Genomic DNA, 25,705 nt, shown 5'->3' on the forward strand with positions numbered 1-25,705 from the left:
GCCTACTTTGATCGCCTTGGCATGCCTCGCCTCACATAACCTCAACTACTCGAACCGCCCGGTGCGGACCCGCATGCCGGGTGGTGTGGCAGGGGAGCAGCTATATTTAGCTGCCCCCTATGCCGATTCCCGCCGGTATTCCCCACCGGTGTCAGGTCTGACATTCGGACACGAGCCCAACAATCCACCGGTGTCAGGTCTGACATTCGGACACGAGCTCAATCCACCGGTGTCATCCACCGGTGTCAGGTCTGACATTCGGACACGACCTCAACGTTAGGCTGTGCGCAAGTGCTGAGCACGTGTCCGAATGTCAGACCTGACACCGGCGGGGGGGCACCGGCGGGGTTGGTGTGGGAACGTACGGTGGCGACAAGCGGACTGGGGTCTAATGGCGGCTTGTTAATGTCATTGGCAGCTCCTCCATGCGCAAGAAAAACGACGACGCTCCCGCCATCGCAGCGCTGGCCCGGCCCGGCTTCGTGCAGGTGCGCGGCGCGCGCGAACACAATCTGAAAAACGTCGATGTCGACATCCCGCGCGATGCGCTGGTGGTGTTTACCGGCGTGTCCGGCTCGGGCAAGTCCTCGCTCGCTTTCGGCACCTTGTACGCCGAGGCCCAGCGGCGCTACCTCGAATCGGTCTCGCCCTACGCGCGCCGCCTGTTCCACCAGATGCCGGTGCCCGAGGTCGACGACATCGACGGCCTGCCGCCCGCCGTCGCCCTGCAGCAGCAGCGCGGCTCGCCCACCACCCGTTCCTCGGTCGGCAGCGTCAGTACCTTGTCCAATTCGCTGCGCATGCTGTATTCGCGCGCGGGGGACTATCCGGCGCGCCAGCCGCTGTTGTACGCCGAGTCGTTTTCGCCCAACACGCCGGAAGGCGCCTGCACCGGGTGCCACGGCCTGGGGCGCGTGTACCAGGTGACCGAACAGTCGATGGTGCCCGACGACAGCCTCACCATCCGCGAACGCGCCGTCGCCGCCTGGCCCACCGCCTGGCACGGCCAGAACCTGCGCGATATCCTCGTCACGCTCGGCTACGATGTGGATACACCCTGGCGCGACCTGCCCAAAAAAGTACGCCACTGGATCCTGTTCACCGACGAGACGCCAACGGTGCCGGTGTACGCCGGTTTTACGCCCGACCAGGTGCGCGCGGCGCTCAAGCGCAAGGAAACGCCGAGTTACCAGGGCACTTTTACCGGCGCGCGCCGCTACGTGCTGCACACCTTCGCCAGCACCGAAAGCGCATCGATGAAAAGGCGCGTGGCGCGCTACATGGTCAGCGCCGAGTGCCCGGCGTGCCACGGCAAGCGCCTGCGCCGGGAGTCGCTGTCCGTCACCTTCGGCGGCATGGACATCGCCGACATTTCGCGCCTGCCGCTCGAACGCCTGGCAACGCTGCTGCGCCCTTTTGCGGACGGCAGCGCCAAGCGCAATGCCAGGGCGGCGGCCGCGCATCCCGAAAAAATCATCGTCACGCGCCGCATCGCCGAAGACCTGGTCGCGCGCCTGGACGTGCTGCTGGCGCTGGGCCTGGGCTACCTGTCGCTCGAGCGCAGCACGCCGACCCTGTCGCCGGGCGAGTTGCAGCGCCTGCGCCTGGCCACCCAGGTGCGTTCGAACCTGTTCGGGGTGGTGTATGTGCTCGATGAACCGTCGGCCGGCCTGCATCCGGCCGATACCGAAGCCTTGTTGACCGCGCTGGCCCAGCTCAAGGCGGCCGGCAATTCGCTGTTCGTGGTCGAACATGCGCTTGATGTGATCCGCCACGCCGACTGGATCGTGGACGTCGGTCCCGAAGCGGGCGAGCAGGGCGGCCATATCCTGTACAGCGGCCCGCCCGATGGCTTGCGCGATATCGCGGCCTCGCACACGCGCCGCTACCTGTTCGCGGCCGATCCGCCACCGGCGCGCACGCCGCGCGAGCCAATGGCCTGGCTGCGGCTCGAAGGCGTCACCCGGAATAACCTCGACCGGCTCGATATCGACCTGCCGCTCGGCGTTCTGGCCAGCGTGACCGGCGTATCCGGCTCCGGCAAGTCCAGCCTGGTCAGCCAGGTGCTGGTGGAACTGGTCGGCGCGGCGCTTGGCCAGCCGCAGGTGGCGCAGGCCGACGAAGGCGACGGGCCGGAGCATGTTGAAATCATCCCGACCGAAGGACGCATCGTCTCAGGCATGGAGCACATCTTGCGCCTGGTGCGGGTCGACCAGAAGCCGATCGGGCGTACTCCGCGCTCGAACCTGGCGACCTACACCGGCCTGTTCGACCATGTGCGCAAACTGTTCGCCGCCACCAAGACGGCGCGCGCGCGCCACTACGACGCGGGCCGTTTCTCGTTCAACGTGGCCAAGGGCCGCTGCGCCCATTGCGAAGGCGAGGGCCAGGTGATGGTCGAACTGCTGTTCCTGCCCAGCGTGTACGCGCCATGCCCGACCTGCAATGGCGCGCGCTATAACGCCAAGACCCTGGAAGTGACCTGGAACGGGAAGAACGTCGCCGAGGTGCTGGGGATGACGGTCGATGCCGCCGCCGCGTTTTTTGCGGAAGAGGCGCCCGTGGCGCGTTCGCTGGACGTGCTGCGCGACGTCGGCCTGGGCTACCTGCGCCTGGGCCAGCCGGCCACCGAGCTGTCGGGCGGCGAAGCGCAGCGCATCAAGCTGGCCACCGAGCTGCAACGCGCCGCGCGCGGCAAGATGCTATACATCCTCGACGAGCCGACCACCGGGCTGCATCCGTCCGATGTCGACAAGCTGCTGGTGCAGCTTGAACGCTTGGTCGACGCCGGCAACAGCGTGATCGCGGTCGAACACACTATGCGGGTGGTCGCGGCCAGCGACTGGGTGATCGATATCGGACCGGGCGCCGGGGACGCGGGCGGCAAGCTTGTTTTTTCGGGGCCGCCGGCCATGCTGGCGCGTGAAAAACGCAGCCGCACGGCGCCTTATCTCAGCACATTCCTGGCGGCCGATAGCTGAGCGCGCGGGGAGGAGGGGGGAGGGAAGAACCCAGGTGCGCCACGGGCGCGCCAAAGCCGGCCATGCGCCAGCCGCGCAGCCATGCTGGCGACCCGTCGCCTCGCCAGCGACTGCTTCGCCACGCAAAAAACGGGATATCCAGGCGCTTAGTGGAAGAACAGCGCCGCGGCGTACTCGTTCAACACATCGGTGGAGCACAGCAGATACGTTGCCGCGCTGGCCAGGCCGATGTGCAGGGCAGCCAAGTCAGTGGAAATAAGCGCATCATGATGTCCTCCGGTCGTGCGTGAGATAAGTTGCTAGTGGTATGTGATCATCTTAACCAAGGTTCTCGATAGTAACTATCGGCAAAACGTCCGACGCCATGTAGGACGTTGGCTCGCGACCTCGGCTGTTGTCTTCCTCCTACGAAAAATGTAGGCGGCGTCCTATGGCGCACCCTGTGCGTGTACCTTAAAGTTGTTGCATGACTACTCACAACCGACAACTCCTCAACAACGGCGCCCGCGCCGCCCGCCGCCACACCATCAAGCAGCTGCTGCGCTCGATTTTCGGGGTGGAGAGTCTGCGCGATGGCCAGCAACAGGTGATCGACAGCGTCCTCGACGGCAAGGACACGCTGGCGATCATGCCGACTGGCAGCGGCAAATCGCTGTGCTACCAAATTCCGGCGCGGATCCTGGAAGGAACCACGATCGTGGTGTCGCCACTGATCTCCCTGATGAAAGACCAGCTCGAAAAGCTCGATGCGCTCGGCGTGCGCGCCGTGCAGGTCAACAGCAGCCTGACACGCGAAGAGGAAGACGCCGCCATCGAGGGCATCCGCAGCGGTTTCCACGAGATCGTGTTCTGCACGCCGGAGCGGCTGTCGATGCCGTCCTTCCTCGACACCCTCAAGGAAATCAGGATCGCGCTGGTGGTGATCGATGAAGCGCACTGCATTTCGCAGTGGGGCCACGATTTCCGTCCGGCCTACCTTGACATGGCGGCCGCCATCGACGCCTTGAAACGTCCGCCGGTGCTGGCGTTGACCGCCACCGCGACCGACGATGTCATGGCCGATATCGCCCGCCAGCTTGGGCGCGCGCGCATGAGCGTCGTCAATACGGGCATCTATCGCCCCAACCTGCACTACCGCGTGGCCCAGGTCACCAACAACGACGAGCGCTATGCGCGCGCGCTGGACTACGTGCAGTCGGCGCAGGGCGTGGGCATCGTCTACGCGGCCACCGTCAAGGCGGCCGAAGAGATGCTCGCCATTCTCGTCGGCGCGGGCGAGAGCGCCACGATCTATCACGGCAAGCTGCCGGCGGCGGAACGCAAGCGCAACCAGGATGACTTCATGTCGGGCGAGAAGCGCGTCATGGTCGCCACCAACGCCTTCGGCATGGGCATCGACAAGCCGGACACCCGCTTCGTGCTGCACCTGCAGCTGCCCGCCAACCTGGAAGCCTACTACCAGGAGTCCGGCCGCGCCGGGCGCGATGGCCTGGACGCCGAGTGTACCCTGCTGTACTTCCAGGACGACAAACGCCTGCAGCAGTTCTTCCTCGTCAAGCACTACCCGAGCGCCAACGACCTGAAAGCGCTGTACGATGCGGTATGCCTCATGGCCGCGCAAGAGAAGGTGACTTTCGACCGCCTGAACGAGGCGCTCGGCGAACTGGCCTCGGGCAAGCTGAAGATCTGCCTCAAGCTGCTCAAGGACGGCAAGCTGCTGCGCCAGAACCGCAAACTCGAGTACGTGCTCACCGCAAACGAGACCAGTGCCGACCTGTTCGAGGAGCTCGCCGCCATCTATGCGCGCAAGCAGGAGCGCGACCGCGAATCGCTGGAACAGATGGTATCGTACGCGGTGAGCGGCTTTTGCCGCTGGAAGGTGCTGCTCGATTACTTCAAGGACCAAGTCGAGGGCTTCGACAAGTGCTGCCGCTGCGATAACTGCAAGAATCCCCCGGCGCTGGCCGAGATCGAGATCCGCGACGATGAATTCGAACGCGACCCCGAACCCGTACCGGCGGCCCCGCGCTTCGAGCCCGGCGCCAGCGTGCGCGTACCCAGGTTCGACGTCGGCACCGTGGTGTCGATGGCGGGCGACCAGGTCACCATCGCCTTCCCCGAGCACGGCGAAAAGACCTTCCTGGCCGATTACGTCGAAGCAGTCTAGGAGAGCGCGCATGTCGGACATGGTAGTGGTACGCAAGGAGGGACTGTTTTGCGTCCCGGGGCAGTTCTACATCGACCCGTGGCGGCCGGTGGAGCGCGCCGTGATCACCCACGCGCACGGCGACCACGCGCGCGTCGGCCACGGCCACTACTTGTCGGCTGCGAGCGGCGTCAACGTGCTGCGTTCGCGCCTGGGCGAGATCCACATCGACGGCCTCGAATACGGCGAGCGCATCGTGCATAACGGCGTGACGGTTTCGTTGCACCCGGCCGGCCATGTGCTCGGCTCGGCCCAGGTGCGCATGGAGCATCGCGGCGAAGTGTGGGTGGCGTCGGGCGACTACAAGGTCGAACCGGACCGCACCTGCGTGCCGTTCGAGCCGGTGCGCTGCGACACCTTCATCACCGAATCGACGTTCGGGCTGCCGATCTACCGCTGGCAACCGGAGCAGGAAATTTTCGACGACATCAACGCCTGGTGGCGCAAGAACGCCGACGATGGCCGCGCCAGCGTGGTCTTCGCCTACTCGTTCGGCAAGGCGCAGCGCATCCTGTCGGGCCTCGATCCCTCGATCGGCACCATCATCTGCCACGGCGCGGCCGAACCGATCAACCGCGTCTACCGCGCCGGCGGGGTGGCGCTGCCGCCCACCGTGCTGGTGACCGATGTCGACAAGGCGGCCATCAAGCGTGCGATCGTGATCGCGCCGCCGTCGGCGGGCAATTCAACCTGGATGAAGCGCTTCGGCGACTACAGCGATGCCTTTGCCAGCGGCTGGATGCAGCTGCGCGGCGCGCGCCGCCGGCGCGGCGTGGACCGGGGCTTCGTCTTGTCCGATCACGCCGACTGGCCGGGTTTGATGAGCGCCATCCGCGCCACCGAAGCGCCGCGCGTCATCGTCACGCACGGATCGATTCCGATCATGGTGCGCTGGCTGCGCCAGGTCGGGCTGGACGCCTCCGGTTTCGGCACCGAATACGGCGACGAGGACGACGCCGTGGAAGCTGCCGCCGCGCCGGCGCCCGAGGTGACGCCCGAGGGGACGCCCGAGGTGACGGATGCGTGAGTTTGCCCGCCTGTACACCGAGCTCGATGAAACCACCGCCACCAACCGCAAGCTCGAAGCGCTGCAAGCCTATTTTGGCAGCGCGGCGCCCGCCAACGCCGCCTGGGCGGTCTACTTCCTGGCCGGCGGCAAGCCGCGCCAGGCGGTGCCGACCAAGCTGCTGCGCCAGTACGCCATCGAATACGCGCAGCTCGACGAATGGCTGTTCGACGAGTCCTACAACGCCGTCGGCGACCTGGCCGAGACCATCGCCCACATCCTGCCGCCGCCCGAACAGCACAGCGACATCGGACTGGCCGAGTGGATGCAGGAGCGCATCGGCCCCTTGCGCGGCGCCGATCCGGCCGCCATCCGCAGCGCCTTGTTCGGGTTCTGGAACGAACTCGATTGGCGCGAGCGCTTCCTGCTGACCAAATTGATCGGCGGCGGCTTTCGGGTCGGCGTGTCGAAACTGCTGGTCACGCGCGCGCTGTCGGCGCTGTCGGCGGTCGACAGTAAACTCATAGCCCAGCGCCTGATGGGCTGGACCGATGGCAGCGTGCGGCCCACGGCGGCCGGTTTCCTGCAGTTGATCGCCGCCCGGTCGGACGAAGAACACAAGCTGCGCGGGGGCCATCCGTACCCGTTCTTCCTGGCGCACCAGTTGCAGGGCGAGCCGGAAGGCTTGGGCGAGGTGGGCCACTGGCAGGTGGAATGGAAGTACGACGGCATCCGCGCGCAGCTGGTGCGGCGCGGCGCGCAAAACTACTTGTGGTCGCGCGGCGAAGACCTGATCACCGAGCGCTTTCCCGAACTGGCGGCGCTGCCTCTGCCCGAGGGTACCGTGGTCGATGGCGAAGTGCTGATCTGGACCGAGGAAGACACGCCGGCCGCCTTTGCGGACCTGCAAAAGCGCATTGGCCGCAAGACCTTGTCCGCCAAGCTGCTGGCCGAACTGCCGGCGGTGCTGGTGGCCTACGACCTGCTCGAGCAGGACGGCGTGGACCTGCGTACACTGCCGCAGCACGAGCGGCGCGCCCTGCTGGAGGTGCTGGTGCGCGAGACCGACAAGCCCCAGCTGAAATTGTCGCCGCTGATCCGCGCCGCCACCTGGCATGAACTGGCCACCGTGCGTACAGAATCGCGCGCGCGCGGGGTCGAGGGCATGATGGTCAAGGCGCGCGACGCCCAGTATGGCGTCGGTCGCACGAAGAATGTGGGTACCTGGTGGAAGTGGAAGGTCGACCCGTACACCATCGACGCGGTGCTGATCTATGCGCAGGCGGGCCACGGCCGGCGCGCCTCGCTTTACACCGACTACACCTTTGCGGTGTGGGACGGCGAGGGCGAGGAGCGCAAGCTGGTGCCCTTCGCCAAGGCGTATTCGGGCCTGACCGACGCCGAGATTACAGTGGTCGACAACGCGATCCGCAAGACCACGATTGAAAAATTCGGCCCGGTGCGTTCGGTGAAACCGACCATGGTGTTCGAGATCGGCTTCGAAGGCATTGCGCTGTCGACCCGCCACAAGGCCGGCATCGCGGTGCGCTTTCCGCGCATCCTGCGCAAGCGCGACGACAAAACCATCGACGACGCCGACACGCTCGATACCTTGAAAGGCCTGCTGGCCGCCGCCGGCGCATGAGCAGGATCGACATGAACATCAGCCAATGAGCAAGAGCCAGATGGCGCAGGCCATCGACGACTGGTTCGCCGCGCGCAAATGGAAGGTGTTTCCTTTCCAGCGCGCGGTGTGGCGCGCCGCGCTGGCCGGCGAATCGGGCCTGCTGCACGCGAACACCGGCGCCGGCAAGACCTACGCGGTGTGGCTGGCGGCGCTGCTGCGCGGCGCGCTGGCCGGCAAGCGCCGTGCTTCCGGCCTGCGGGTGCTGTGGATTACGCCGATGCGCGCACTGGCTGCCGACACCCAGCGCGCGCTGGAGGAGTCTAGCGCGGTGCTGGCCCCCGGCTGGACGGTCGGCGCGCGCACCGGCGACACCGGGTCGGCCGAGCGTGCGCGCCAGTCGCGCGCCATGCCCTCGGCGCTGATCACCACGCCCGAAAGCTTGTCGCTGCTGCTTAGCCACGCGGCGGCGCAGACCCAGTTCGCCAGCCTCGACATGATCATCATCGACGAGTGGCATGAACTCATGGGCAGCAAGCGCGGGGTGCAGGTGCAGCTGGCGCTGGCCCGCTTGCGCCACTGGAACCGGCAACTGGTGGTGTGGGGCCTGTCGGCCACGATGGGCAACCTGGTAGAGGCGCAGGATGTGCTGCTCGGCGAGGGCAAGGGTACGCTGGTCGAGGGCGACCTGAAAAAGGAGATCCGGGTCGATACCCTGATTCCGGCCAATGTGTCGCGCTTTCCGTGGGGCGGGCATCTCGGCATCGCCATGCTGCAACCGGTGATCAAGGAAATCGAGGACTACAACGCCACCCTGGTGTTTACCAATACCCGCTCGCAGTCGGAGCTGTGGTACCAGAACATCCTGGAAGCGCGGCCCGACTGGGCTGGCGTGATCGCGCTGCATCACGGCTCGCTGGCGCGCGAGGTGCGCGAGTGGGTCGAAAACGGCTTGAAAAAAGGCGAATTGAAAGCGGTGATCTGCACCGCCAGCCTGGACCTGGGCGTGGATTTTCTGCCGGTCGAACGGGTGCTGCAGATCGGCAGCGCCAAGGGCATCGCGCGCCTGCTGCAACGGGCCGGGCGCAGCGGCCACGCACCTGGGCGCGTCTCGCGCGTGACCCTGGTGCCAACCAACAGCATGGAATTGCTGGAAGCGGCCGGCGCCAAACAGGCGGTGGCCGCGCGCCGTATCGAAGGGCGGCTGGTGCCCAACAAACCGTTCGACGTGCTGGTGCAGCACCTGGTGACGGTGGCGCTGGGCGGGGGCTTTCGCTCCGGGCAGCTGTATGAGGAAGTGCGCAGCGCCTGGTCGTACCGCGCGCTCACGCCCGAAGAATGGCAATGGGCGCTCGACTTCGTGGCGCGCGGCGGGCAAAGCCTGATCGCCTATCCGGAATACCAGCGCGTGATTGCCGACGAGGAGGGCGTGTACCGCGTGCCGAGCGTGGCGCTGGGACGGCGGCACCGCATGGGCATCGGCACCATCGTGTCCGATTCGACGATGCAGGTGAAGTACATGAGCGGAGGGCGCATCGGCAGCGTCGAGGAATCCTTCATTTCGCGCTTGAAGGCGGGCGACCATTTCCTGTTCGGCGGACGGATATTGGAGTTCATCCGGGTCCACGAGATGACCGCATTCGTGAAGCGCGCCACCGGCGCGCGCGGGGCGGTCACGCGCTGGCAGGGCGCCAAGATGCCGATGTCGTCGGAACTGGCGCACGCCGCGCTGGAAGAATTGCGCCACGCCGCGCGCGGCGAGTATCGTGGCCCGGAAATGGAAGCGATCCGCCCTTTGCTGGAGATCCAGCAGCGCTGGTCCGCGCTGCCGACCATCGATACGCTGGTGGTGGAAGCGATGAGCAGCCGCGAGGGCTATCACCTGTTCATGTACCCGTTCGCGGGCCGCTCGGTGCATATGGGACTGGCCTCGCTGTTCGCCTACCGGATCGCGCGCGTGCAGCCGATAACGTTTTCGATTGCGATCAATGATTATGGTTTCGAATTGCTGTCGGCCGAACCGGTGGACTGGGCGCGCGCCTTCCTGGCCGCCTCCGATGATGTGACAGGGATCGCCGTGCCGCTGTTGTCGACCGAAGCGCTGCTCGACGACGTGCTGGCCAGCCTGAACGCGACCCAGTTGTCGCAGCAACGCTTTCGGGAAGTGGCGCGCATCGCCGGGCTGGTGTTCCAGGGCTATCCGGGCCAGCCGAAAAGCACGCGCCAGATCCAGGCCTCGTCGTCGCTGTTTTTCGAGGTGTTCCGCAAGCACGACGCCGCCAACCTGCTGCTCACGCAGGCGCAGCGCGAGGTGATGGAGCAGGAGCTGGAACTGACGCGCCTGCGCGAGACGCTGGTCGAGCTGCAGGCGCGCCGCGTGGCCTATCATGAAGTCAAACGCGCCACGCCGTTCGGCTTTGCGCTGATGGTCGAGCGCTTCCGCGAAAAACTCAGTACCGAAAAATTGTCCGACCGCGTGGCGCGCATGCTGCGCGAACTGGAGAAAGCCGCCCTTCCATGACGTACCGCGAAATGCGGCTGGCCGGTGAAACGGTCCTGCTGCTGCCTGAAAAGGCCTTGTATTGGCCGGCGCGGCAGATGCTGGTCATCGCCGACATCCACTTCGGCAAAGCCGCATCGTTCCGCGCGCAGGGCGTGCCGGTGCCGCGCGGGACCACCACCGAAAACCTGGCCGCGCTCGACGCGCTGCTGGCCGCGCACCCGACCCGCGAGATCGTCTTCCTGGGCGACTTTTTGCATGCGCGCGCCGCCCACGCCTCGGCCACGCTCGCCACCATGCTGGCCTGGCGCGCCCGCCATCCGAACCTGATATTGACCCTGGTGCGCGGGAACCACGACAAGCACGCCGGCGACCCGGCCGCAGCGCTGGCGATCGGCATGGTCGACGAGCCGCACACGGTGGGGCCGTTCGCGTTTTGCCACCATCCCGACATCGGCGCGCCGGGCTACGTGCTGGCCGGGCACGTGCATCCGGTGTACCGGCTCTCGACCCGGCTCGATTCGCTGCGCCTGCCGTGCTTTTTGATCGGACCGACGCGCATGGTGCTACCCTCGTTCGGGGCGTTTACGGGCGGCTTCGCGGTCACGCCCGGGCCTGGGGAACATGTGTGCGTGAGCTCGGGAGAGGCTGTGCACTGCGTACGCTAGCGCACCGACGCCCACAGGCGGTCAGCGTAACTTGACGTGACTGCTGGAAATATCCGGCGCCGCTGTCCAACCTCCAAGGAGATCATCATCAAAACTACAACAATGCTTGGCGTTGCATCGCGCGCCGCGTTCCTGGCTGCGATGCCGCTGTTTACCCTGACCATGGCCGCGCCTGCCCAGGCGCAGCAATACAACAACAATGCCGCCGCCTACAACCCGGTCATCCGCGGTTTCGACGTGGAAGAAGTGCGCAACCTGCGTCCTGGCGTGGAATTGAACTTCAACCTGTACGGCACCCCGGGCGGCCGCGCCACCCTCAGCATTGCCGGCGCCAACCGCAACCTGAACCTGACCGAAACCGAACCGGGCCAGTACGAAGGCACCTACACCCTCGGCAGCCGCGACAACATCACCGGCCGCAGCGCCGTGACCGCCAACCTGCGCGTCGGCAACCAGGTCACCAGCGGCGTGCTCAGCGAATCGCTGCTGCGCGACGTCGGCCGTCATCCACGCGACAACCAGGGCCGCGAGCGCGCCGCCGACGTGCCGCGCATCGCGCGCTTCGACGTCCAGGCCAACGACGACCTGACGCCGGGCAACGAACTGGTGTTTTCCGTGTACGGTACGCCGGGCGCCAAGGTCGACATGGCCATTGCCGGCACGCGCGGCGTGTTCTTCCTGCCGGAAGTCAATCCAGGCGAATACACGGGCGGTTACACGATCCGCCGCGCCGACCGCATCGCGCCGAACAGCGCCGTGACGGCCAATATGCGCGTGGGCAACCGCGTCTCGACCGCCACCCTGAACAAGCCGCTGCGCATCGCGGCCGCCACGCCGACCCCGCGCGAAGTGCGTTATTGCACCAATTGCGCCACGGTGGACGCGATTAACGTGGTCGAAGTCAATGGCGACGGCAACTACCTCGGCACCATCGGTGGCGGCGTGGTGGGCGCGGTGCTGGGCAGCCAGGTCGGCAAGGGCAGCGGCCGTACCGCCGCGCAGATCGCCGGCGCGCTGGGCGGCGCCTACGTGGGCCGCAATATCGAGCGCAATGCCAAGAAAACCCAGCATTACGAAGTGGTGATCCGCTTTGCCAACGGCGGCACCCAGACCGTGACGTACGAAAACGATCCGGGCCTGCGCGTGGGCGAAAAGGTCAAGATCAGCGATGGCGTGTTGTCGCGCGATCAGTAAGCTGGCTTGAGCAAGTAAAAACGGCGCCCCGCGGGGCGCCGTTTTTACTTGCTGAACAGGTTCAGACGGTGGTCGTGGCCAGCACTTTGGCGTCGGCCGCTTGCCCGGCTTCCGCATCGGCCTTGGCTTTGGCGGCGGCGCTGTTCTGCTTGGCCCGCGAACGCGACGGCGGCAGGCGGCGCAGGGTTTTCAGGGCGTCGGCGTCCTTGATGCCGATGGTGCGCTGGTCGACCGTGATCAGGCCGATTTCGTTGAACGCCGACAGGGTGCGGCTGACGGTTTCCAGGGTCAGGCCCAGGTAGCTGCCGATTTCGTGACGCGTCATGCGCAGGTTGAACAGCTTGCTCGAATATCCCATGGCGGCAAAGCGGTCGGCCAGCGACACCAGGAAGCGCGCCACGCGGGCTTCGGCGCTGAGCGCGCCGAGCATGCCGATCATGGCTTGTTCGCGCACCAGTTCGCGGCTCATCACGCCGTACATGACGTTTTCCAGTTCCAGGTGTACGCGGCCGAGCGCGGTCAGCTTTTTGAACGGCAGCAGGATCAGGTCGCAGTCGGACAGGGCCACCGCTTCCGAGGCGTAATGGCGGGTGTGGATGCCATCGACGCCGAGCATGTCGCCCTTCATGGGGAAGCTGAGCACTTGTTCGTTGCCGAATTCGTCGATCAGTACGGTCTTGAGGAAGCCGGAGTTGACGATGTAGAGGGTGTCGAAGGCCTGGCCGATGGTGTGGACGCGCTGGCCGGTCTTGAATTGCACATGCTGGAACAGCAGTTCTTCGCTGTTGATCGAGACCGCCGCGCTGATGTGCAGCAGGTCGCAGACTTCCTTGAGGTTGGACCAGAGACGGCCCTGACGCTGCCGGCCAGCTTCCATTGGCGAGGAATGCATGGTCGAGGTGGGGGTGTTGCGGGTGTCTTGCGGGGGCGTGGTCAGCATGCTCATCTCCAGGGGTAGGAAAATTCGAAGTTTCAGGCTGCGGGTATCAGGCTTGAACAACGATCTGATCAACCTGCGACCGGAGCTTCAAAAGTGATGTACAGCACGGCTGGCTAGCTTGCGTAAGAACAATTTGTGAACCGCAGGAAAGCCGAATCGCTGGATTTAAGTATGCCAACACGAGTCCGGCATTGATATCAGCGAACGCTGAATCTGGGAGTAGGATTGGGCGCGCTCTTGTAGGACTATTCCTAGTCGAGGCGCCGTCCTACAGAGTGAAAACAGCGGTGCGGCAAGGTGGTGCGACGACTGCTACTGATGGGTACAGAATCCATCTACTTGAGGTTTCTCGGCACGAAACCGCCGCACCGGTGTCTAAAACTTTTCACCCTTGCCGGCGTGGGCTCAGGTCTTGAATGGCGACAGCAGGCGATGGGCCACGGCGTACTGCACCATTTCCGACAGCGACGTCATGCCCATCTTTTGCATGATCCGCGTTTTATGGGTGCTGACGGTTTTCACGCTCAGGTGCAGGCTGTTGGCGATCTCGGTAATCGACTTGCCGCCCACCAACAACGAAAACACTTCGAATTCGCGGTCCGACAACTGCTTGTGCAACAACTGCTCGTTGGGCGTCATGATGTTCAGCGCCAGTTGCTCGGCCACTTCGGTACTGATGTACGGCCGTCCCGACGCCACCTTGCGGATCGCCCCCACCAGCTGGGTGCCGGCGCTCTCTTTGGTCAGGTAGCCCTGGGCCCCGGCCCGGATCGCGCGCACGGCGTACTGCTCTTCCTCGTGCATGGTGAGGATCAGGATGGCCAGCTTGGGCGCTTCGCTGCGGATCTGGCGGATCAGGTCGACGCCGCTGCGCCCCGGCATCGACAAGTCCAGCAGCAACAGGTCGAAGCCGCCCTGGCGCACGTGCGACAGGACTTCAAAGCCGTTGATGGCCTCCCCGACGATATCGATGTCGAGGGCGCCGTCGAGGATGCGCTTGAGGCCCTCGCGCATGATCGTGTGGTCGTCGGCTACTACAATGCGTATCATAAAATTGCAATCAAAGAAGTAGGCGGTAAGTCAATGGACGGCCAGCGCAGCGCTGAAACAAACAGGCGGCAAGCAAGCCGCGCCGCGCCGGCGCGAACGCCCCGCGGTCCATCCAAGGGTACGGCAAAATTGTCGGTAGCGCCATATTCAGAACTGCTAGGTGACAGCTAGGTTCCCGGCTCCGCAATCAGCCGGTGTACCAGCACCGGCTTGCTGGTGTGCGACAGCACCTTGTTCGTCACACTGCCCAGCAGCAACTGGCCCCAGCCGCTGCGGCCGTGCGAGCCCATGAAGATCAGGTCGCACTGGCGCTGTTCGGCCACCGCGACGATTTTCAGCGCGGCGGCGTCGGCAAACTCGGTCAGGCACTCGCAACGCACCCCCGCCGCCTGCGCCGCCTGCAGGATCGAGGCCAGGTGCTCGTGGCCGATGCGCTTCATCTGCGCCACGTAGTCCTCTTCGCTGGGGTAGGAGGGCGCGATGATTTCCACGTACACCGGGTATTGGTAGTCGGGCGCCACATACAGGGCCAGCACGTCGGCCCCCATCTGGCGGGCAAACTTTACGCCGGCACAGGCTGTGTGCTTCGATATCGCCGAGCCATCGGTCGTAATCAGAATTTTCCGATACATGATGAGTTCTCCCACGCAGCAGGTCGTATTCTGTATTGTAGTGCGGGATTTCACGATTGATAGATCGCAAACCTTTGATCTTGATCAAACCGCAGGCCGAGCCGGCCTCCGGTCCGCTCGCGATTTTTTACCTTTTGGTTTTCGCCTGCCCGCGCCCTGCTTACGAAATACAACACTCCACAGTATCAATTGCACATCAAAGACGCGTTTTAATTATCGATGGCACAAGTTTCACGTGCCATTTTGCCGCGCACCATGCACAGTGATTTACCAAGGGCACTTCACACTGCTAAACTCGCGTAAACCCGGCGATGTTGCCACGCATCATGCTTTGCCCCGAACTTGCATGGCAGGACCAGACACCAGCAACTTGATTGCGAACACCTTACAAACATGGAGAAGCAGGGACTATGACCGACGCCGCTGATGATTTCGACGCACTATTCGATGAAGTGTCCGCGCAGCGCAGCAGCGAACCGGCGCCCGCAGTTGCGCCGGCGCCCGCCGCCGCTGCCGAAGACGACATGGAAGCACTGTTCGACCAGGTCGCTTCGACCCGTCCGCCCGAGCCGGCACCCGCCGCCGCGCCGCTGGTCGCCGTCGCCGCCGCCGCCGCCGCACCGGTTGCGGAAGGCGCCGCCGTCGAAACCGACGAGCACGGCAAACCCATGTTCGAGCGCCTCGGCGGCATCGTGCGCCTGCTGCACGACTCGCTGCGCGAACTGGGCTACGACAAGGCCCTGTCGGAAGCATCGACCCAGATCGTCGACGCCCAGGACCGCCTGGAATACGTCGCCAGCCTGACCGAACAGGCCGCCAACAAGGTCCTCAACACGCTCGATGAAGGCATGCCGGCGCAAGACGTGCTGTCCAAGAAAGCCAAGGCGATGGACGCGCGCTGGGCCGACCTGTTCGCGGGCAAGCTCAGCATTGACGAATTCAAGACGCTGGCCGGCGACTCGCGCGCCTTCGCCCAGGCCGTCACCGACGCCACCGAAGCCGAAAAAGCGCGCCTGCTCGACATCATGATGGCGCAGGACTTCCAGGACATCACCGGTCAGCTGATCAAGAAAGTCGTGCTCATCACCAAGACCGTTGAACACGAACTGGCCGAGCTGCTGCGCGACAACGCGCCGCCGGCGGTGCGCGAAAAACTGCTGCACAAGCCAGCGCTGATGTCGGGTCCGTCGGTTCCCTCCGTCGCACTCGATCAAGACAATGTTGACGACCTACTTGCCGATCTGGGATTCTAATGGACGATATGCTCAAGGATTTCGTCGTCGAGGCGATGGATCTTGCAGTCAACGTAGAAGAACACCTGCTCGCCCTCGAGCGCGATCCGAACAACAAGGAAACGCTCAACGCGGTGTTCCGCTCGTTCCACACGATCAAGGGCGGGGCCGGTTTCATGGGCTTGCCGGCCCTGGTGGCCGCCTGCCACCTGACCGAGAACCTGTTTGACGCGCTGCGCACCGGCGCCGCCCCGGTCACGCCGATCGCCATCGAAGCGGCGCTGCAAGCGTCCGGTTTCGTGGCCGACCAGCTGACCGACCTGTCGAACGGCGCCCGGCCCGAACAATTGGCCTCGATGCCCGACTCGCTCGAACGCATCCTGGTCAACGCCATCGAAGGCAAGGGCGATGCCCCGGCCAAGGCGGCGCCCGCGGCCGCTCCCGCACCGGCGCCGGTGGCGGCGGCGCCGGTTGCCGCCGCACCGGCAGCCGCAGCCGTCTCCGCCAGCGCCCCCGGCGCCGATGGACTCGACTGGGAAGCGATGTACGTCTCGGTGATCCCGCCCGGGACCTATACGCCAGCCGAAAAACCGGCCGCCGCTCCGGCCGCCGTCGCCGATCATGCAGCCGCGCCCGCAGCCGTCGCCCATGCCGCCGCCCCCGCCGCCCCCGCCGTCAAGCCGGCCGCCGACGCCGGCGCCGACCGGCGCGAAGAAAAGGTGCAGGAATTTCGCGCCGCCTCCGCGCCCGCCAAGGAAGACAGCATCCGGGTCGACGCCGTCAAGCTCGATGCGTTGCTCGAAGTGGCCGGCGAATCGGTGCAGGCCGCCAACCAGGCCGCCGTGCTGCTCGAACGCCTGCTGCAATTCAAATTCGAAGGCCCGGCCGCCACCCTGATGGCGACCTTGACCGAAACGCTGGAACGCGCCTCGCGTTATTCGGCCGAACTGCAACGCGCCACCCTGGCCACGCGCATGCAGCCGGTCGGGCGCTTGTTCCAGAAGTTCCCGCGCCTGGTGCGCGAGCTGGCCAAGGACCTGGGCAAGGACGTCGAACTGACCATCGAAGGGGCCGAGACGGAAGTCGACCGGGTGGTGGTCGACAGCCTGTACGACCCGCTGGTACACATGCTGCGCAACGCGCTCGATCACGGCGTCGAGTCGCCCGAAGACCGCCTCGCCGCCGGCAAGCCGTCCAAGGCCTTCATTTCGCTCAAGGCCTGGCAGGAAGCGAACAGCGTCATGATCGTGCTGCAGGATGACGGCAAGGGCATGGACCCGAACGCGCTGCGCCGCAAGGCCGTGCAAAAAGGCCTGATCGGCGAAAACGGCGCCCCGACCGACGAAGAAGCCTACCAGCTGGTGTTTTTGCCGGGCTTCTCGACCAAGGAAGTGGCGTCTTCGGTGTCCGGGCGCGGGGTCGGCATGGACGTGGTCAAGACCGCCGTGGAAAAGAACCGGGGCGCGATCCACATCGATTCCTCGCTCGGCCACGGCACCAAGTTCGCGATCCGCCTCCCGATCGAACTGTCGATCGTGCCGACCATGCTGGTGTCGACCTCCGGCGCCGCCCTGGCGCTGCCGATGGCGGTGGTCCAGCGCGTGGTCGAACTGCCCGACAATTTCATGAACGTCGGCGGCGCGCCGGTGCTCAAGGACCAGGGACGCCCGCTGCCGGTGCGCTCGCTGGCCAGTGCGCTCGGTTACGAAGCCTGTTCCGAAAAAGTCGGCATCGTGGTCGCCGCGCCCCAGCCCTACATCCTCGCGGTGGAAGCGGTCGACGGCACCGCCGACCTGGTGATCAAGCCGATGACGGCCATCAGCGTGGACGGCATCACCGGCACCGCGCGTTCGGCCGAGGGCGAACTGGTGCTGGTCGTGGGCCTGTCCTTCCTCATGGACGGCTGTCGCGGCACCCTCAAGGTCGCCGCCTGATTCTCCTCACGACGTGCCGCCCCGGAGCCACTTCGGGGCGGCGCGGCTCGTCTTGTTTCTCTTCTCATATTTACAACAGACAAGTTGTGTTGCCAGTCAATACATGGCACGATGGCGGGCTCTGTTCTTGCAACATGCAAACTTATATTGAGAATTGTTAATAATGGCATTGGAAACTTTCGAGCAGGTGCTCGGCGCCGCGCAGGCGGGAGAATCAATGAACGCGGCATGGAAAAAGTTTGTCAATACGACGTTTTTCGTGCCGGTCGCCCAGCCTGGCGGCGCGGGCGGCGTCACGCTGCGCACGCGCGACATCCAGGGCGACGGTAATCGCGCCATCATGATTGCGGAAGTGCGTGAAGCGGCCAATGACGGCCAGGGCAGCTTGCTGGTCGCGCTCCTGGGCGCCGACGTGGTATGCCTGCTGCAGCCCGACGCCGCCATCGTGGTGGCCTTGAGCGGGCGCACGTTCGAGATCGCCCACGACCGCGTGGCGTGGCTCAGGAAGAGCATCGAAGCGGCGCGGGCCAAGAGCGCGACGGCGCGCGCCGCCGCGCCGGCACCCGCACCGGCAGCCGCGCCGGCAGCGGCGCCGGCGCCAGTCGCCCCGGCCAAGGCGGTGCCGCCACGGCGTCCCGCCAACGCCCCGCTCGACGTCGCCGCGCTCAAGCCGCGCAACGTCGTCATCCCCGACATCTGCCTCGAGTTCTTCGTGCCGTCCGCATGGCACGAGTCGAGCATGCCGCGCGGCTTGCGCTATCGCGACGACAGCGGCACCGTGCTGGAAGCGAGCGGTCATCTGCGCCCCGACGTCCCGCTCGGCAAATGGGTCGAGATGCGCCTGGCCCTGGTCAAGCACGAAATGCGCTACCTGACGCAGGTCGGCGAGGCGACCGACATCCACGGCGACGACTGGCGCGACCGGGTCAAGGGCAAGGCGATCGAATTTAGCGGCACCATCCCGGGCGACGACTTCGAGAGCCGCTACCTGCTCGCTTGCGTGCGCACCGACGAGGTGGTGGCCGTAATCGCGATTCGCGCCCCGGCCGACGTTTTCGAGCGCGACCGTTCGCTGTACAAGTGGTTCCTGAGCCGCCTCGACCCCAAGCCGATGGGCGCACCCGCGCCGTACCGCGCGCCCGGCGCCAGCGCCGGCTTCGGCTCAAGCAACGCGACGCCGTTCGAGCCTGGCGTGTTCGGCATGTCGATGGAAGGGCGCATCGGCCGCCTGCGCGCGCTCGCCTATTCCTTGCCGCTGCTGACCGCCATGGCCTTGCTCGGCATCGCCGCCGCCGTCATCATGCCCAAGGCCAGAGTGCTCGGGGGTGGCCTGTTCCTGGTGGGTGGGCTGTACGCCGTCTATTCCAGCGTGCGGCTGATGGTCTTGCGCCTGCATGACATCAATCTGAGCGGCAAGTGGCTGCTCGGCTTCCTGCTGGTGATCGGCCTTGCTGCGGCACTGCGCAACAGCAATTTCGTCATGATCGCGGCGGGTATTTTCTGGATCGGAACGATGCTCATCTATTGCCTGGTTCCGGGCACCGACGGCGACAACGATTATGGCGCCGCGCCCGGCCCGAATTCCACCCTGGTCAAGATCGGTGCGACCCTGGTCATCGTCGGCCAGCTCGGTTCGATCGGCGGGCAGTCGCAGATGCAGGGCACGGGCACGGGCACGGGCACGGGCAGCCACAAGCCCATTCGCGCCGATCCGGTCGGATGGCATTCGCCCGACGACGGCATGTTCATCCGCTTCCCCGGCGAGCCGGTGGAAGATCTGAATCCGGGCACGATGTCGAGCGGCACGGGCAGCATGCGTCAGTTCAGCGCCGAAGTGGCGGGGGCGGCCTACGTGGTGCAGGTGTACAGCCTGGGCGTGGAGCCGGAAGACCAAACCGCGGTCCTCGACAGCGTACAGGCGGCGCTCATCGGCAGCGACGGCAAGCTGCTGTCGGGCAGGATGGCGATGCAGTTCGACGGCCATCGCGGACGCGATATGCGCATCGGCATTCCGGGTAACATGACGCGCTCGGCCAAGTTCGCCGTGGCCGGCTCCAAGGTGTATGTGGCGATGGCCGTATCGGATTCCAGCCCGGCCGCCGAACGGGCGGTCGAAGCCTTCCTTGAGTCGTACCGGGTGACCCGTTAACGTGAAATTTGCAGAAGGTTGTCGAACATGATGTCCGAAACATTCGAGCAAGTGCTCACCGCCGCGCAAGCGGGAGCATCGCTCAATCCAGCGTGGAGCAAGTTCGTCAAGACGACCTTCTTCGTCCCCGTGCTCGCACCCGCCAGCGGCGCAGGCCACACCCTGCGCGCGCTCGCCGGCAAGCCAACGATCCGGATTTCCGAAGTGCGCGCGCAGGTCGACGGCGACGGCGGCTTGCTCGCCGCGCTGTCCGGCGCCGACGTGGTGCGCCTGGTGCAGGGCGAGGCCGCCATCGAAGTGGTCTTGAGCGATCGCAGCTTCGAGATCACCGGCCAGCGCGTCGCCTGGCTCAGGAAGAGCATTGAGGCATCGCTGGCCAAAGCGGCGCAGGCGCGCGCCGCCGCTGTGCCGCTTTCCGCCGCCACCACCCCGGCCGCTGCCACGGTGGCCGCTCCCGCGCGCGCAGCGGTCGTTCTCGACAAGCCCGCGCCGCTGCGGCGTCCCGCCGGCGGTCCGCTCGATGTCGCCGCGCTCAAGCCGCGCAACGTCAGCATCGAAAAGATCGGCCTGCAATTTTTTGTGCCGGCCGCATGGCGCGAATCGCCCATGTCGAACGGCTTGCGCTTTCACGACGACAGCACCGGCACGGTGCTCGAAGCGGTCGGTTATGTGCGTCCCGACGTCTCGCTCAACAAGTGGGTGGAAACGCGCCTGGCCGTGGTCAAGCACGAAATGCGCTACCTCAAGCAAGCCGGCGACGCCTACGCCATCAATGGCGCCGAGTGGGGCGAGCGGGTCACCGGCAGGGCCATCGAATTTGCCGGCACCGTTCCCGGCGACGCGTTCGAGAGCCGCTGCCTGGTCGCCTTCGTGCGCGCCGAGGGTATCGTGGTGGCGATCACGATCCGCGCGCCGGCCGCCGATTTCGAGCACAACCGCGCCCTGTACAAGTGGTTCCTGACGCGTGTCGAACTCGATGAGATGGCCACGCCCGAGCCCTACCGCGCGCCCGCATCCGGGCGCGGCTACGCCGACCTGGACCAGCCGCGCGACGAGCCGGGCGTGTTCGGCTTTTCGATGCAAGGGCGCATCGGGCGCCTGCGCGCGCTGGCGTATTCGCTGATGGTGTTCATGCCGATGGTCGTGCTCGCCGTTGCGTTGCCCATCTTGTCGCCGAAAGGTAAGTTCGGTGCGATGGGCGTGATCGGCGTTGGTGTCATTGTCTCGATGTTTTTCTGCCTGCGGCTGATGGTGCTGCGCATGCACGATGTCAACCTGAGCGGCAAGTGGATTCTCGGCTTCATGCTCGCCGTTGGCGTTGGCGGCGCCGCCGGCGGCCCCAATTTCACCACCATCGGCTCGATCATTTTCTGGCTTGGCCTGATGATCATCTACTGCTTCATTCCCGGCACCGATGGCGACAACGAGTTCGGCGAGGCCCCCGGCCCGGACTCCACCCTGGTCAAGGTCGGCGCCGGCCTGTTCATCGTGGCCCAGCTCTTATCGCTGGCGGGGCAGTCGAAGATGCGCAGCATGGATACGCGCAAGGGGCCGGACGTGCCGTCGACAGCCACGTCCGGGCGCGGCACCCCGGTGGCGAACAAGGTATGGACCTCGCCCGACGGCGGCATGACGATCGAGTTTCCGATCAAGCCGGACGAAGAAATCGTGCGCACCCATGTGCGCGAGCGCATGGGCGCGGCCACCATGCGCCAGTTCAGCGCCTGGTCCACAAATAGCGAAAACTACCGCATCCAGGTGCTCGACATCGGCTTGCCGCCCCTCGATCCGGACAAGACCATGGTCGATCTGCAGGCGGCCCTGCTGGCCCATAACGACGTGCTGACCGCGCCGCCGACGGCGCTGGTGTTCAAGGGCTATCCGGGACGCGATATCAAGGCCGGGCGGCGTTTGATCAGGATGGTGGTGGTGGGCTCCACGGTGTATATCGCCACGGCCGACGCCGGCGTCACGGGGGAGTCGATGCAGCGCGCCAGCGCCTTCGTCGAATCGCTGGCGCTGACCCAGTGACAATCGGTTCGTTCGTTAATGCGATACGTTCGGTGAATAAACTTCAGTAAAGGTGTATCGAAAGCTGCAAAAGTATCAACATGGCGCGAGACTTACTGCGATGCACAAATATGGCATAATCAAATGCGGTACTTGATTCATGCAGTCGCCCACTACCCACCATCATGATAAAAACGCTCTACGACAAACTCTGGGAGTCGCACATCGTGCGCTCCGACGACGACGGAACGACGGTGTTGTACATCGACCGCCACCTGCTGCATGAAGTGACCAGCCCGCAAGCCTTCGACGGCTTGCGCGCCGCCAAGCGCAAGCTATGGCGCAATTCGGCCAACCTGGCGGTGGCCGACCACAACGTGCCGACCACCGACCGCAAGCACGGCATCCTTGACCCCACCTCGCGCCTGCAGGTCGAAACGCTCGACGCCAATTCGAAGAGTTACGGCCTGACGTACTTCAACATGAACGACAAGCGCCAGGGCATCGTCCACGTGATCGGCCCGGAGCAGGGCGCGACCCTGCCCGGCATGACGGTGGTGTGCGGCGACTCGCACACGTCCACCCACGGCGCCTTCGGGTGCCTGGCGCACGGCATCGGCACCTCCGAAGTCGAACACGTGCTGGCCACGCAAACCTTGCTGGCCAAAAAATCGAAATCGATGCTGGTGCAGGTTGATGGCCTTCTGCCGGCGGGCGTGACCGCCAAGGACATCGTGCTGGCCGTGATCGGCAAGATCGGCACCGCCGGCGGCACCGGCTACGCCATCGAATTCGGCGGCTCCGCGATCCGCGCGCTGTCGATGGAAGGGCGCATGACGGTCTGTAACATGGCGATCGAAGCGGGCGCGCGCGCCGGCATGATCGGCGTCGACGACACCACCATCGACTACGTCAAGGGCCGCCCGTACGCGCCCGCCGGCCCGCACTGGGACCGCGCGCTCGACTACTGGCGCACCCTGCACACCGACCAGGGCGCCCAGTTCGACATGGTGGTGCTGCTCGACGCCGCCGCGATCACCCCGCAGGTCACCTGGGGCACCTCGCCCGAAATGGTCACCTCGATCGACGGCCGCGTGCCCGATCCCGAGCTCGAAAAAGACGCCGTGCGGCGCGACGCCATGGAAAAGGCGCTGGTCTACATGAACCTCAAGCCGAACACCCCGATCGCCGACATCCGCATCGACAAGGTGTTCATCGGTTCATGCACCAATTCGCGCATCGAAGACTTGCGCGCCGCCGCCGCCGTGGTGCGCGGCAAGCAGCGCGCCTCGAACGTGCGCCTGGCGCTGGTGGTGCCCGGTTCGGGACTGGTGAAAGACCAGGCCGAGCGTGAAGGGCTGGACAAGATTTTCAAGGACGCGGGCTTCGAATGGCGCGAGCCGGGATGCTCGATGTGCCTTGCCATGAATGCCGACCGGCTCGAGCCGGGCGAGCGCTGCGCCTCGACCTCGAACCGCAATTTCGAAGGTCGCCAGGGGCAGGGCGGGCGTACCCACCTGGTATCGCCCGCCATGGCGGCGGCGGCCGGCATCACCGGCCATTTCGTCGACGTGCGTACACTGCGCTAACATCCATCGCCTGTGAGTTTGCAATGAAAAAGCTGTTTGCCCTGTTCGCCATCGCCCTGCTGCTTGCCGGTTGCAACACCGTCTCGGGCTTTGGCAAGGACATTCAAAAAGTCGGCCAGAAGATAGACGGCGCCGGCAAAAAATAACAGGCGGTCCGCAAACCGCCGCGCAGCCCGCGCCCCGGCGCGGGCTGCGCCCACACTGCTAGAGACCATGGATAAATTTACGATATACGAAGGCCTGGTGGCCCCGCTCGACCGCGCCAACGTCGACACGGACGCGATCATTCCCAAGCAGTTCCTCAAGTCGATCCTGCGCACCGGCTTCGGTCCCAACCTGTTCGACGAATGGCGCTATCTCGATCACGGCGAGCCGGGCAAGGACAACAGCGTGCGTCCGCTCAATCCCGACTTCGTCCTCAACGAGCCGCGCTACCAGGGTGCTTCGATCCTGCTGACCCGCAAAAACTTCGGCTGCGGCTCCTCGCGCGAACACGCGCCGTGGGCGCTCGACCAGTACGGTTTCCGGGCCGTCATCGCGCCCAGTTTCGCCGATATCTTCTTCAATAATTGCTACAAGAGCGGCCTGCTGCCGATCGTCCTGAGCGAAGCGCAGGTCGAGCACCTGTTCAATGAAGTCAAGGCCTTCCCGGGTTTCCGCCTGGTGGTGGACCTGGAGCAGCAGCGCATCTCCACCGCGGGCGGCGCGCTGAGCTACGAATTCCAGATCGACCCGTTCCGCAAGTACTGCCTGTTAAATGGCCTGGACGACATCGGCCTGACCTTGCGTCACGCCGACGAGATCCGCGCCTTCGAAGAGCGCCACCTGGCGGCCCAGCCCTGGCTGGCCAACGTCATCTGAATACAATAGAAGAAAAAGAGAGCACATGAAGATTGCAATCCTGCCCGGCGACGGCATCGGCCCCGAAATCATGGCGCAAGCGGTCAAGGTATTGAACGTCCTTGGCGAACAGTTCGAGATGGAGAGCGCCGACGTCGGCGGCGCCGGCTACGCGGCCCACGGCCACCCGCTGCCGCCGGCCACGCTGGCGCTGGCCAAGAGTGCCGACGCGGTGCTGTTCGGCGCCGTCGGCGACTTCAAATACGACACCCTGGAGCGCGCGCTGCGCCCGGAGCAGGCCATCCTCGGCTTGCGCCGCGAGCTGGCGCTGTTCGCCAACCTGCGCCCGGCGATCCTGTATCCCGAACTGGCCGGTGCCTCCACGCTCAAGCCCGAAGTGGTGTCGGGCCTGGACATCCTGATCATCCGCGAACTGACCGGCGACATCTATTTCGGCAAGCCGCGCGGCGTGCGCGAATGCCCGGACGGCCCGTTCAAGGGCGAGCGCGAAGGCTTCGACACGATGCGCTACGCGGAGACGGAAATCCGCCGCATCGCCCACGTGGCTTTCCAGGCAGCGCAAAAGCGCAGCAAGCGCGTCACCAGCGTGGACAAGGCCAACGTGCTCGAAACGTTCCAGTTCTGGCGCGACATCGTCACCGACGTGCACAAGGAGTATCCGGACATCGAACTCGATCACATGTATGTCGATAACGCCGCCATGCAGCTGGTGCGCGCGCCGAAAAAATTCGACGTCATGGTCACCGGGAATATGTTCGGCGATATCTTGTCCGACTGCGCGGCCATGCTCACCGGTTCGATCGGCATGCTGCCATCGGCCTCGCTCGACGCGGCCAGCAAGGGCCTGTACGAGCCCTCGCACGGCTCCGCGCCCGACATCGCCGGCAAGGGCATCGCCAATCCGCTGGCGACGATCCTGTCGGCCGCGATGATGCTGCGCTTTTCACTGAACAAGGTGGAGCAGGCCGACCGCATCGAGAACGCGGTCAAGAAGGTGCTGGCGCAAGGCTTGCGCACGGCGGATATTTTTGAAGCCGGTACCACCAGGGTCGGTACCGAGGAAATGGGCAATGCAGTGGTCAAGGCGCTTGGTTAAAGCGGTCAATTAACGTTACATGTAGAAAGCACT

18 protein-coding genes are annotated in these 25,705 nt (G+C 65.3%); 15 read left to right on the forward strand and 3 right to left on the reverse strand.

What is annotated here, in order from left to right:
- The first annotated feature begins 425 nt into the window (after positions 1-425).
- The 7 genes from F1735_RS22915 to F1735_RS22945 all read left to right on the forward strand — a co-directional run bounded on the left by F1735_RS22915 (position 426) and on the right by F1735_RS22945 (position 12,179).
- Complete coding sequence (locus F1735_RS22915; RefSeq protein WP_167239077.1) at positions 426-2,981, forward strand: excinuclease ABC subunit UvrA; 2,556 nt, start codon at positions 426-428, stop codon at positions 2,979-2,981.
- 466 nt (positions 2,982-3,447) lie between these two features.
- Positions 3,448-5,148 carry a RecQ family ATP-dependent DNA helicase gene (locus F1735_RS22920; protein ID WP_167239078.1) on the forward strand — a complete coding sequence of 567 codons (1,701 nt, stop codon included), beginning with the start codon at positions 3,448-3,450 and terminating at the stop codon, positions 5,146-5,148.
- 10 nt (positions 5,149-5,158) lie between these two features.
- Complete coding sequence (locus F1735_RS22925; protein ID WP_167239079.1) at positions 5,159-6,214, forward strand: ligase-associated DNA damage response exonuclease; 1,056 nt, start codon at positions 5,159-5,161, stop codon at positions 6,212-6,214.
- Entirely contained in the window at positions 6,207-7,838 is a 1,632-nt protein-coding gene (locus F1735_RS22930) for an ATP-dependent DNA ligase (RefSeq protein WP_167239080.1), read from the forward strand. Before F1735_RS22925 ends, F1735_RS22930 begins: the two co-directional genes overlap by 8 nt.
- A gap of 25 nt (positions 7,839-7,863) precedes the next feature.
- Positions 7,864-10,338 (forward strand): ligase-associated DNA damage response DEXH box helicase, encoded by a 2,475-nt coding sequence (locus F1735_RS22935; RefSeq protein ID WP_167239081.1) that lies wholly within the window; start codon positions 7,864-7,866, stop codon positions 10,336-10,338.
- Positions 10,335-10,985, forward strand: a complete 651-nt coding sequence (pdeM, locus tag F1735_RS22940; protein ID WP_167239082.1) for a ligase-associated DNA damage response endonuclease PdeM — start codon at positions 10,335-10,337, stop codon at positions 10,983-10,985. Before F1735_RS22935 ends, pdeM begins: the two co-directional genes overlap by 4 nt.
- 102 nt (positions 10,986-11,087) lie before the next feature.
- A complete protein-coding gene (locus F1735_RS22945; RefSeq protein ID WP_167239083.1) occupies positions 11,088-12,179 on the forward strand; it encodes an outer membrane lipoprotein in 1,092 nt (363 codons plus the stop codon).
- Between the two features lie 61 nt (positions 12,180-12,240).
- Here F1735_RS22945 and F1735_RS22950 read toward each other — a convergent pair whose 3' ends face one another.
- The 3 genes from F1735_RS22950 to F1735_RS22960 form a co-directional block, all read right to left on the reverse strand.
- Complete coding sequence (locus tag F1735_RS22950) at positions 12,241-13,056, reverse strand: Crp/Fnr family transcriptional regulator (protein WP_167239098.1); 816 nt, start codon at positions 13,054-13,056, stop codon at positions 12,241-12,243.
- A 468-nt stretch (positions 13,057-13,524) separates the two neighbouring features.
- Positions 13,525-14,169: a response regulator gene (locus F1735_RS22955; protein WP_054263975.1), complete on the reverse strand. Its 645-nt coding sequence runs from the start codon at positions 14,167-14,169 to the stop codon at positions 13,525-13,527.
- Between the two features lie 167 nt (positions 14,170-14,336).
- Positions 14,337-14,801 (reverse strand): universal stress protein, encoded by a 465-nt coding sequence (locus F1735_RS22960; RefSeq protein WP_167239084.1) that lies wholly within the window; start codon positions 14,799-14,801, stop codon positions 14,337-14,339.
- 410 nt (positions 14,802-15,211) lie between these two features.
- Here F1735_RS22960 and F1735_RS22965 point away from each other — a divergent pair, with 410 nt between their 5' ends.
- The 8 genes from F1735_RS22965 (at position 15,212) to leuB (ending at position 25,672) form a co-directional block, all read left to right on the forward strand.
- A complete protein-coding gene (locus F1735_RS22965; protein ID WP_167239085.1) occupies positions 15,212-16,054 on the forward strand; it encodes a protein phosphatase CheZ in 843 nt (280 codons plus the stop codon).
- On the forward strand, positions 16,054-17,967 hold the full coding sequence (locus tag F1735_RS22970) for a chemotaxis protein CheA (protein WP_167239086.1): 1,914 nt from the start codon (positions 16,054-16,056) through the stop codon (positions 17,965-17,967). Before F1735_RS22965 ends, F1735_RS22970 begins: the two co-directional genes overlap by 1 nt.
- 163 nt (positions 17,968-18,130) lie before the next feature.
- Positions 18,131-20,116, forward strand: a complete 1,986-nt coding sequence (locus tag F1735_RS22975; RefSeq protein WP_167239087.1) for a DUF805 domain-containing protein — start codon at positions 18,131-18,133, stop codon at positions 20,114-20,116.
- A 27-nt stretch (positions 20,117-20,143) separates the two neighbouring features.
- Positions 20,144-22,147, forward strand: coding sequence for a DUF805 domain-containing protein (locus tag F1735_RS22980; protein WP_167239088.1), 2,004 nt, complete (start codon positions 20,144-20,146; stop codon positions 22,145-22,147).
- Positions 22,148-22,311: 164 nt separating this feature from the next.
- Positions 22,312-23,715: a 3-isopropylmalate dehydratase large subunit gene (gene leuC, locus F1735_RS22985; protein WP_167239089.1), complete on the forward strand. Its 1,404-nt coding sequence runs from the start codon at positions 22,312-22,314 to the stop codon at positions 23,713-23,715.
- 23 nt (positions 23,716-23,738) lie between these two features.
- On the forward strand, positions 23,739-23,861 hold the full coding sequence (locus tag F1735_RS22990) for an entericidin A/B family lipoprotein (protein WP_166891746.1): 123 nt from the start codon (positions 23,739-23,741) through the stop codon (positions 23,859-23,861).
- Positions 23,862-23,928: 67 nt separating this feature from the next.
- The gene (leuD, locus tag F1735_RS22995; protein WP_167239090.1) at positions 23,929-24,576 is read left to right on the forward strand and encodes a 3-isopropylmalate dehydratase small subunit; all 648 of its coding nucleotides are present in this window, start codon (positions 23,929-23,931) and stop codon (positions 24,574-24,576) included.
- 25 nt (positions 24,577-24,601) lie between these two features.
- On the forward strand, positions 24,602-25,672 hold the full coding sequence (gene leuB / locus F1735_RS23000; protein WP_167239091.1) for a 3-isopropylmalate dehydrogenase: 1,071 nt from the start codon (positions 24,602-24,604) through the stop codon (positions 25,670-25,672).
- The last annotated feature ends 33 nt before the right edge of the window (positions 25,673-25,705 follow it).

It is taken from the genome of Massilia genomosp. 1, assembly GCF_011682185.1.
Lineage (GTDB): Bacteria > Pseudomonadota > Gammaproteobacteria > Burkholderiales > Burkholderiaceae_D > Telluria_A > Telluria_A rubra.

Coding starts and splice junctions, on each gene's coding strand:
- F1735_RS22925 (WP_167239079.1), top strand. CDS start 5,159: ATGTCGGACATGGTAGTGGTACGCAAGGAGGGACTGTTTTGCGTCCCG.
- pdeM (WP_167239082.1), top strand. CDS start 10,335: ATGACGTACCGCGAAATGCGGCTGGCCGGTGAAACGGTCCTGCTGCTG.
- F1735_RS22990 (WP_166891746.1), top strand. CDS start 23,739: ATGAAAAAGCTGTTTGCCCTGTTCGCCATCGCCCTGCTGCTTGCCGGT.
- F1735_RS22965 (WP_167239085.1), top strand. CDS start 15,212: ATGACCGACGCCGCTGATGATTTCGACGCACTATTCGATGAAGTGTCC.
- F1735_RS22930 (WP_167239080.1), top strand. CDS start 6,207: ATGCGTGAGTTTGCCCGCCTGTACACCGAGCTCGATGAAACCACCGCC.
- F1735_RS22945 (WP_167239083.1), top strand. CDS start 11,088: ATGCTTGGCGTTGCATCGCGCGCCGCGTTCCTGGCTGCGATGCCGCTG.
- F1735_RS22920 (WP_167239078.1), top strand. CDS start 3,448: ATGACTACTCACAACCGACAACTCCTCAACAACGGCGCCCGCGCCGCC.
- F1735_RS22915 (WP_167239077.1), top strand. CDS start 426: ATGCGCAAGAAAAACGACGACGCTCCCGCCATCGCAGCGCTGGCCCGG.
- F1735_RS22955 (WP_054263975.1), bottom strand. CDS start 14,169: ATGATACGCATTGTAGTAGCCGACGACCACACGATCATGCGCGAGGGC.
- leuD (WP_167239090.1), top strand. CDS start 23,929: ATGGATAAATTTACGATATACGAAGGCCTGGTGGCCCCGCTCGACCGC.
- F1735_RS22950 (WP_167239098.1), bottom strand. CDS start 13,056: ATGGAAGCTGGCCGGCAGCGTCAGGGCCGTCTCTGGTCCAACCTCAAG.
- F1735_RS22970 (WP_167239086.1), top strand. CDS start 16,054: ATGGACGATATGCTCAAGGATTTCGTCGTCGAGGCGATGGATCTTGCA.
- leuC (WP_167239089.1), top strand. CDS start 22,312: ATGATAAAAACGCTCTACGACAAACTCTGGGAGTCGCACATCGTGCGC.
- F1735_RS22980 (WP_167239088.1), top strand. CDS start 20,144: ATGATGTCCGAAACATTCGAGCAAGTGCTCACCGCCGCGCAAGCGGGA.
- F1735_RS22960 (WP_167239084.1), bottom strand. CDS start 14,801: ATGTATCGGAAAATTCTGATTACGACCGATGGCTCGGCGATATCGAAG.
- F1735_RS22935 (WP_167239081.1), top strand. CDS start 7,864: ATGAGCAAGAGCCAGATGGCGCAGGCCATCGACGACTGGTTCGCCGCG.
- leuB (WP_167239091.1), top strand. CDS start 24,602: ATGAAGATTGCAATCCTGCCCGGCGACGGCATCGGCCCCGAAATCATG.
- F1735_RS22975 (WP_167239087.1), top strand. CDS start 18,131: ATGGCATTGGAAACTTTCGAGCAGGTGCTCGGCGCCGCGCAGGCGGGA.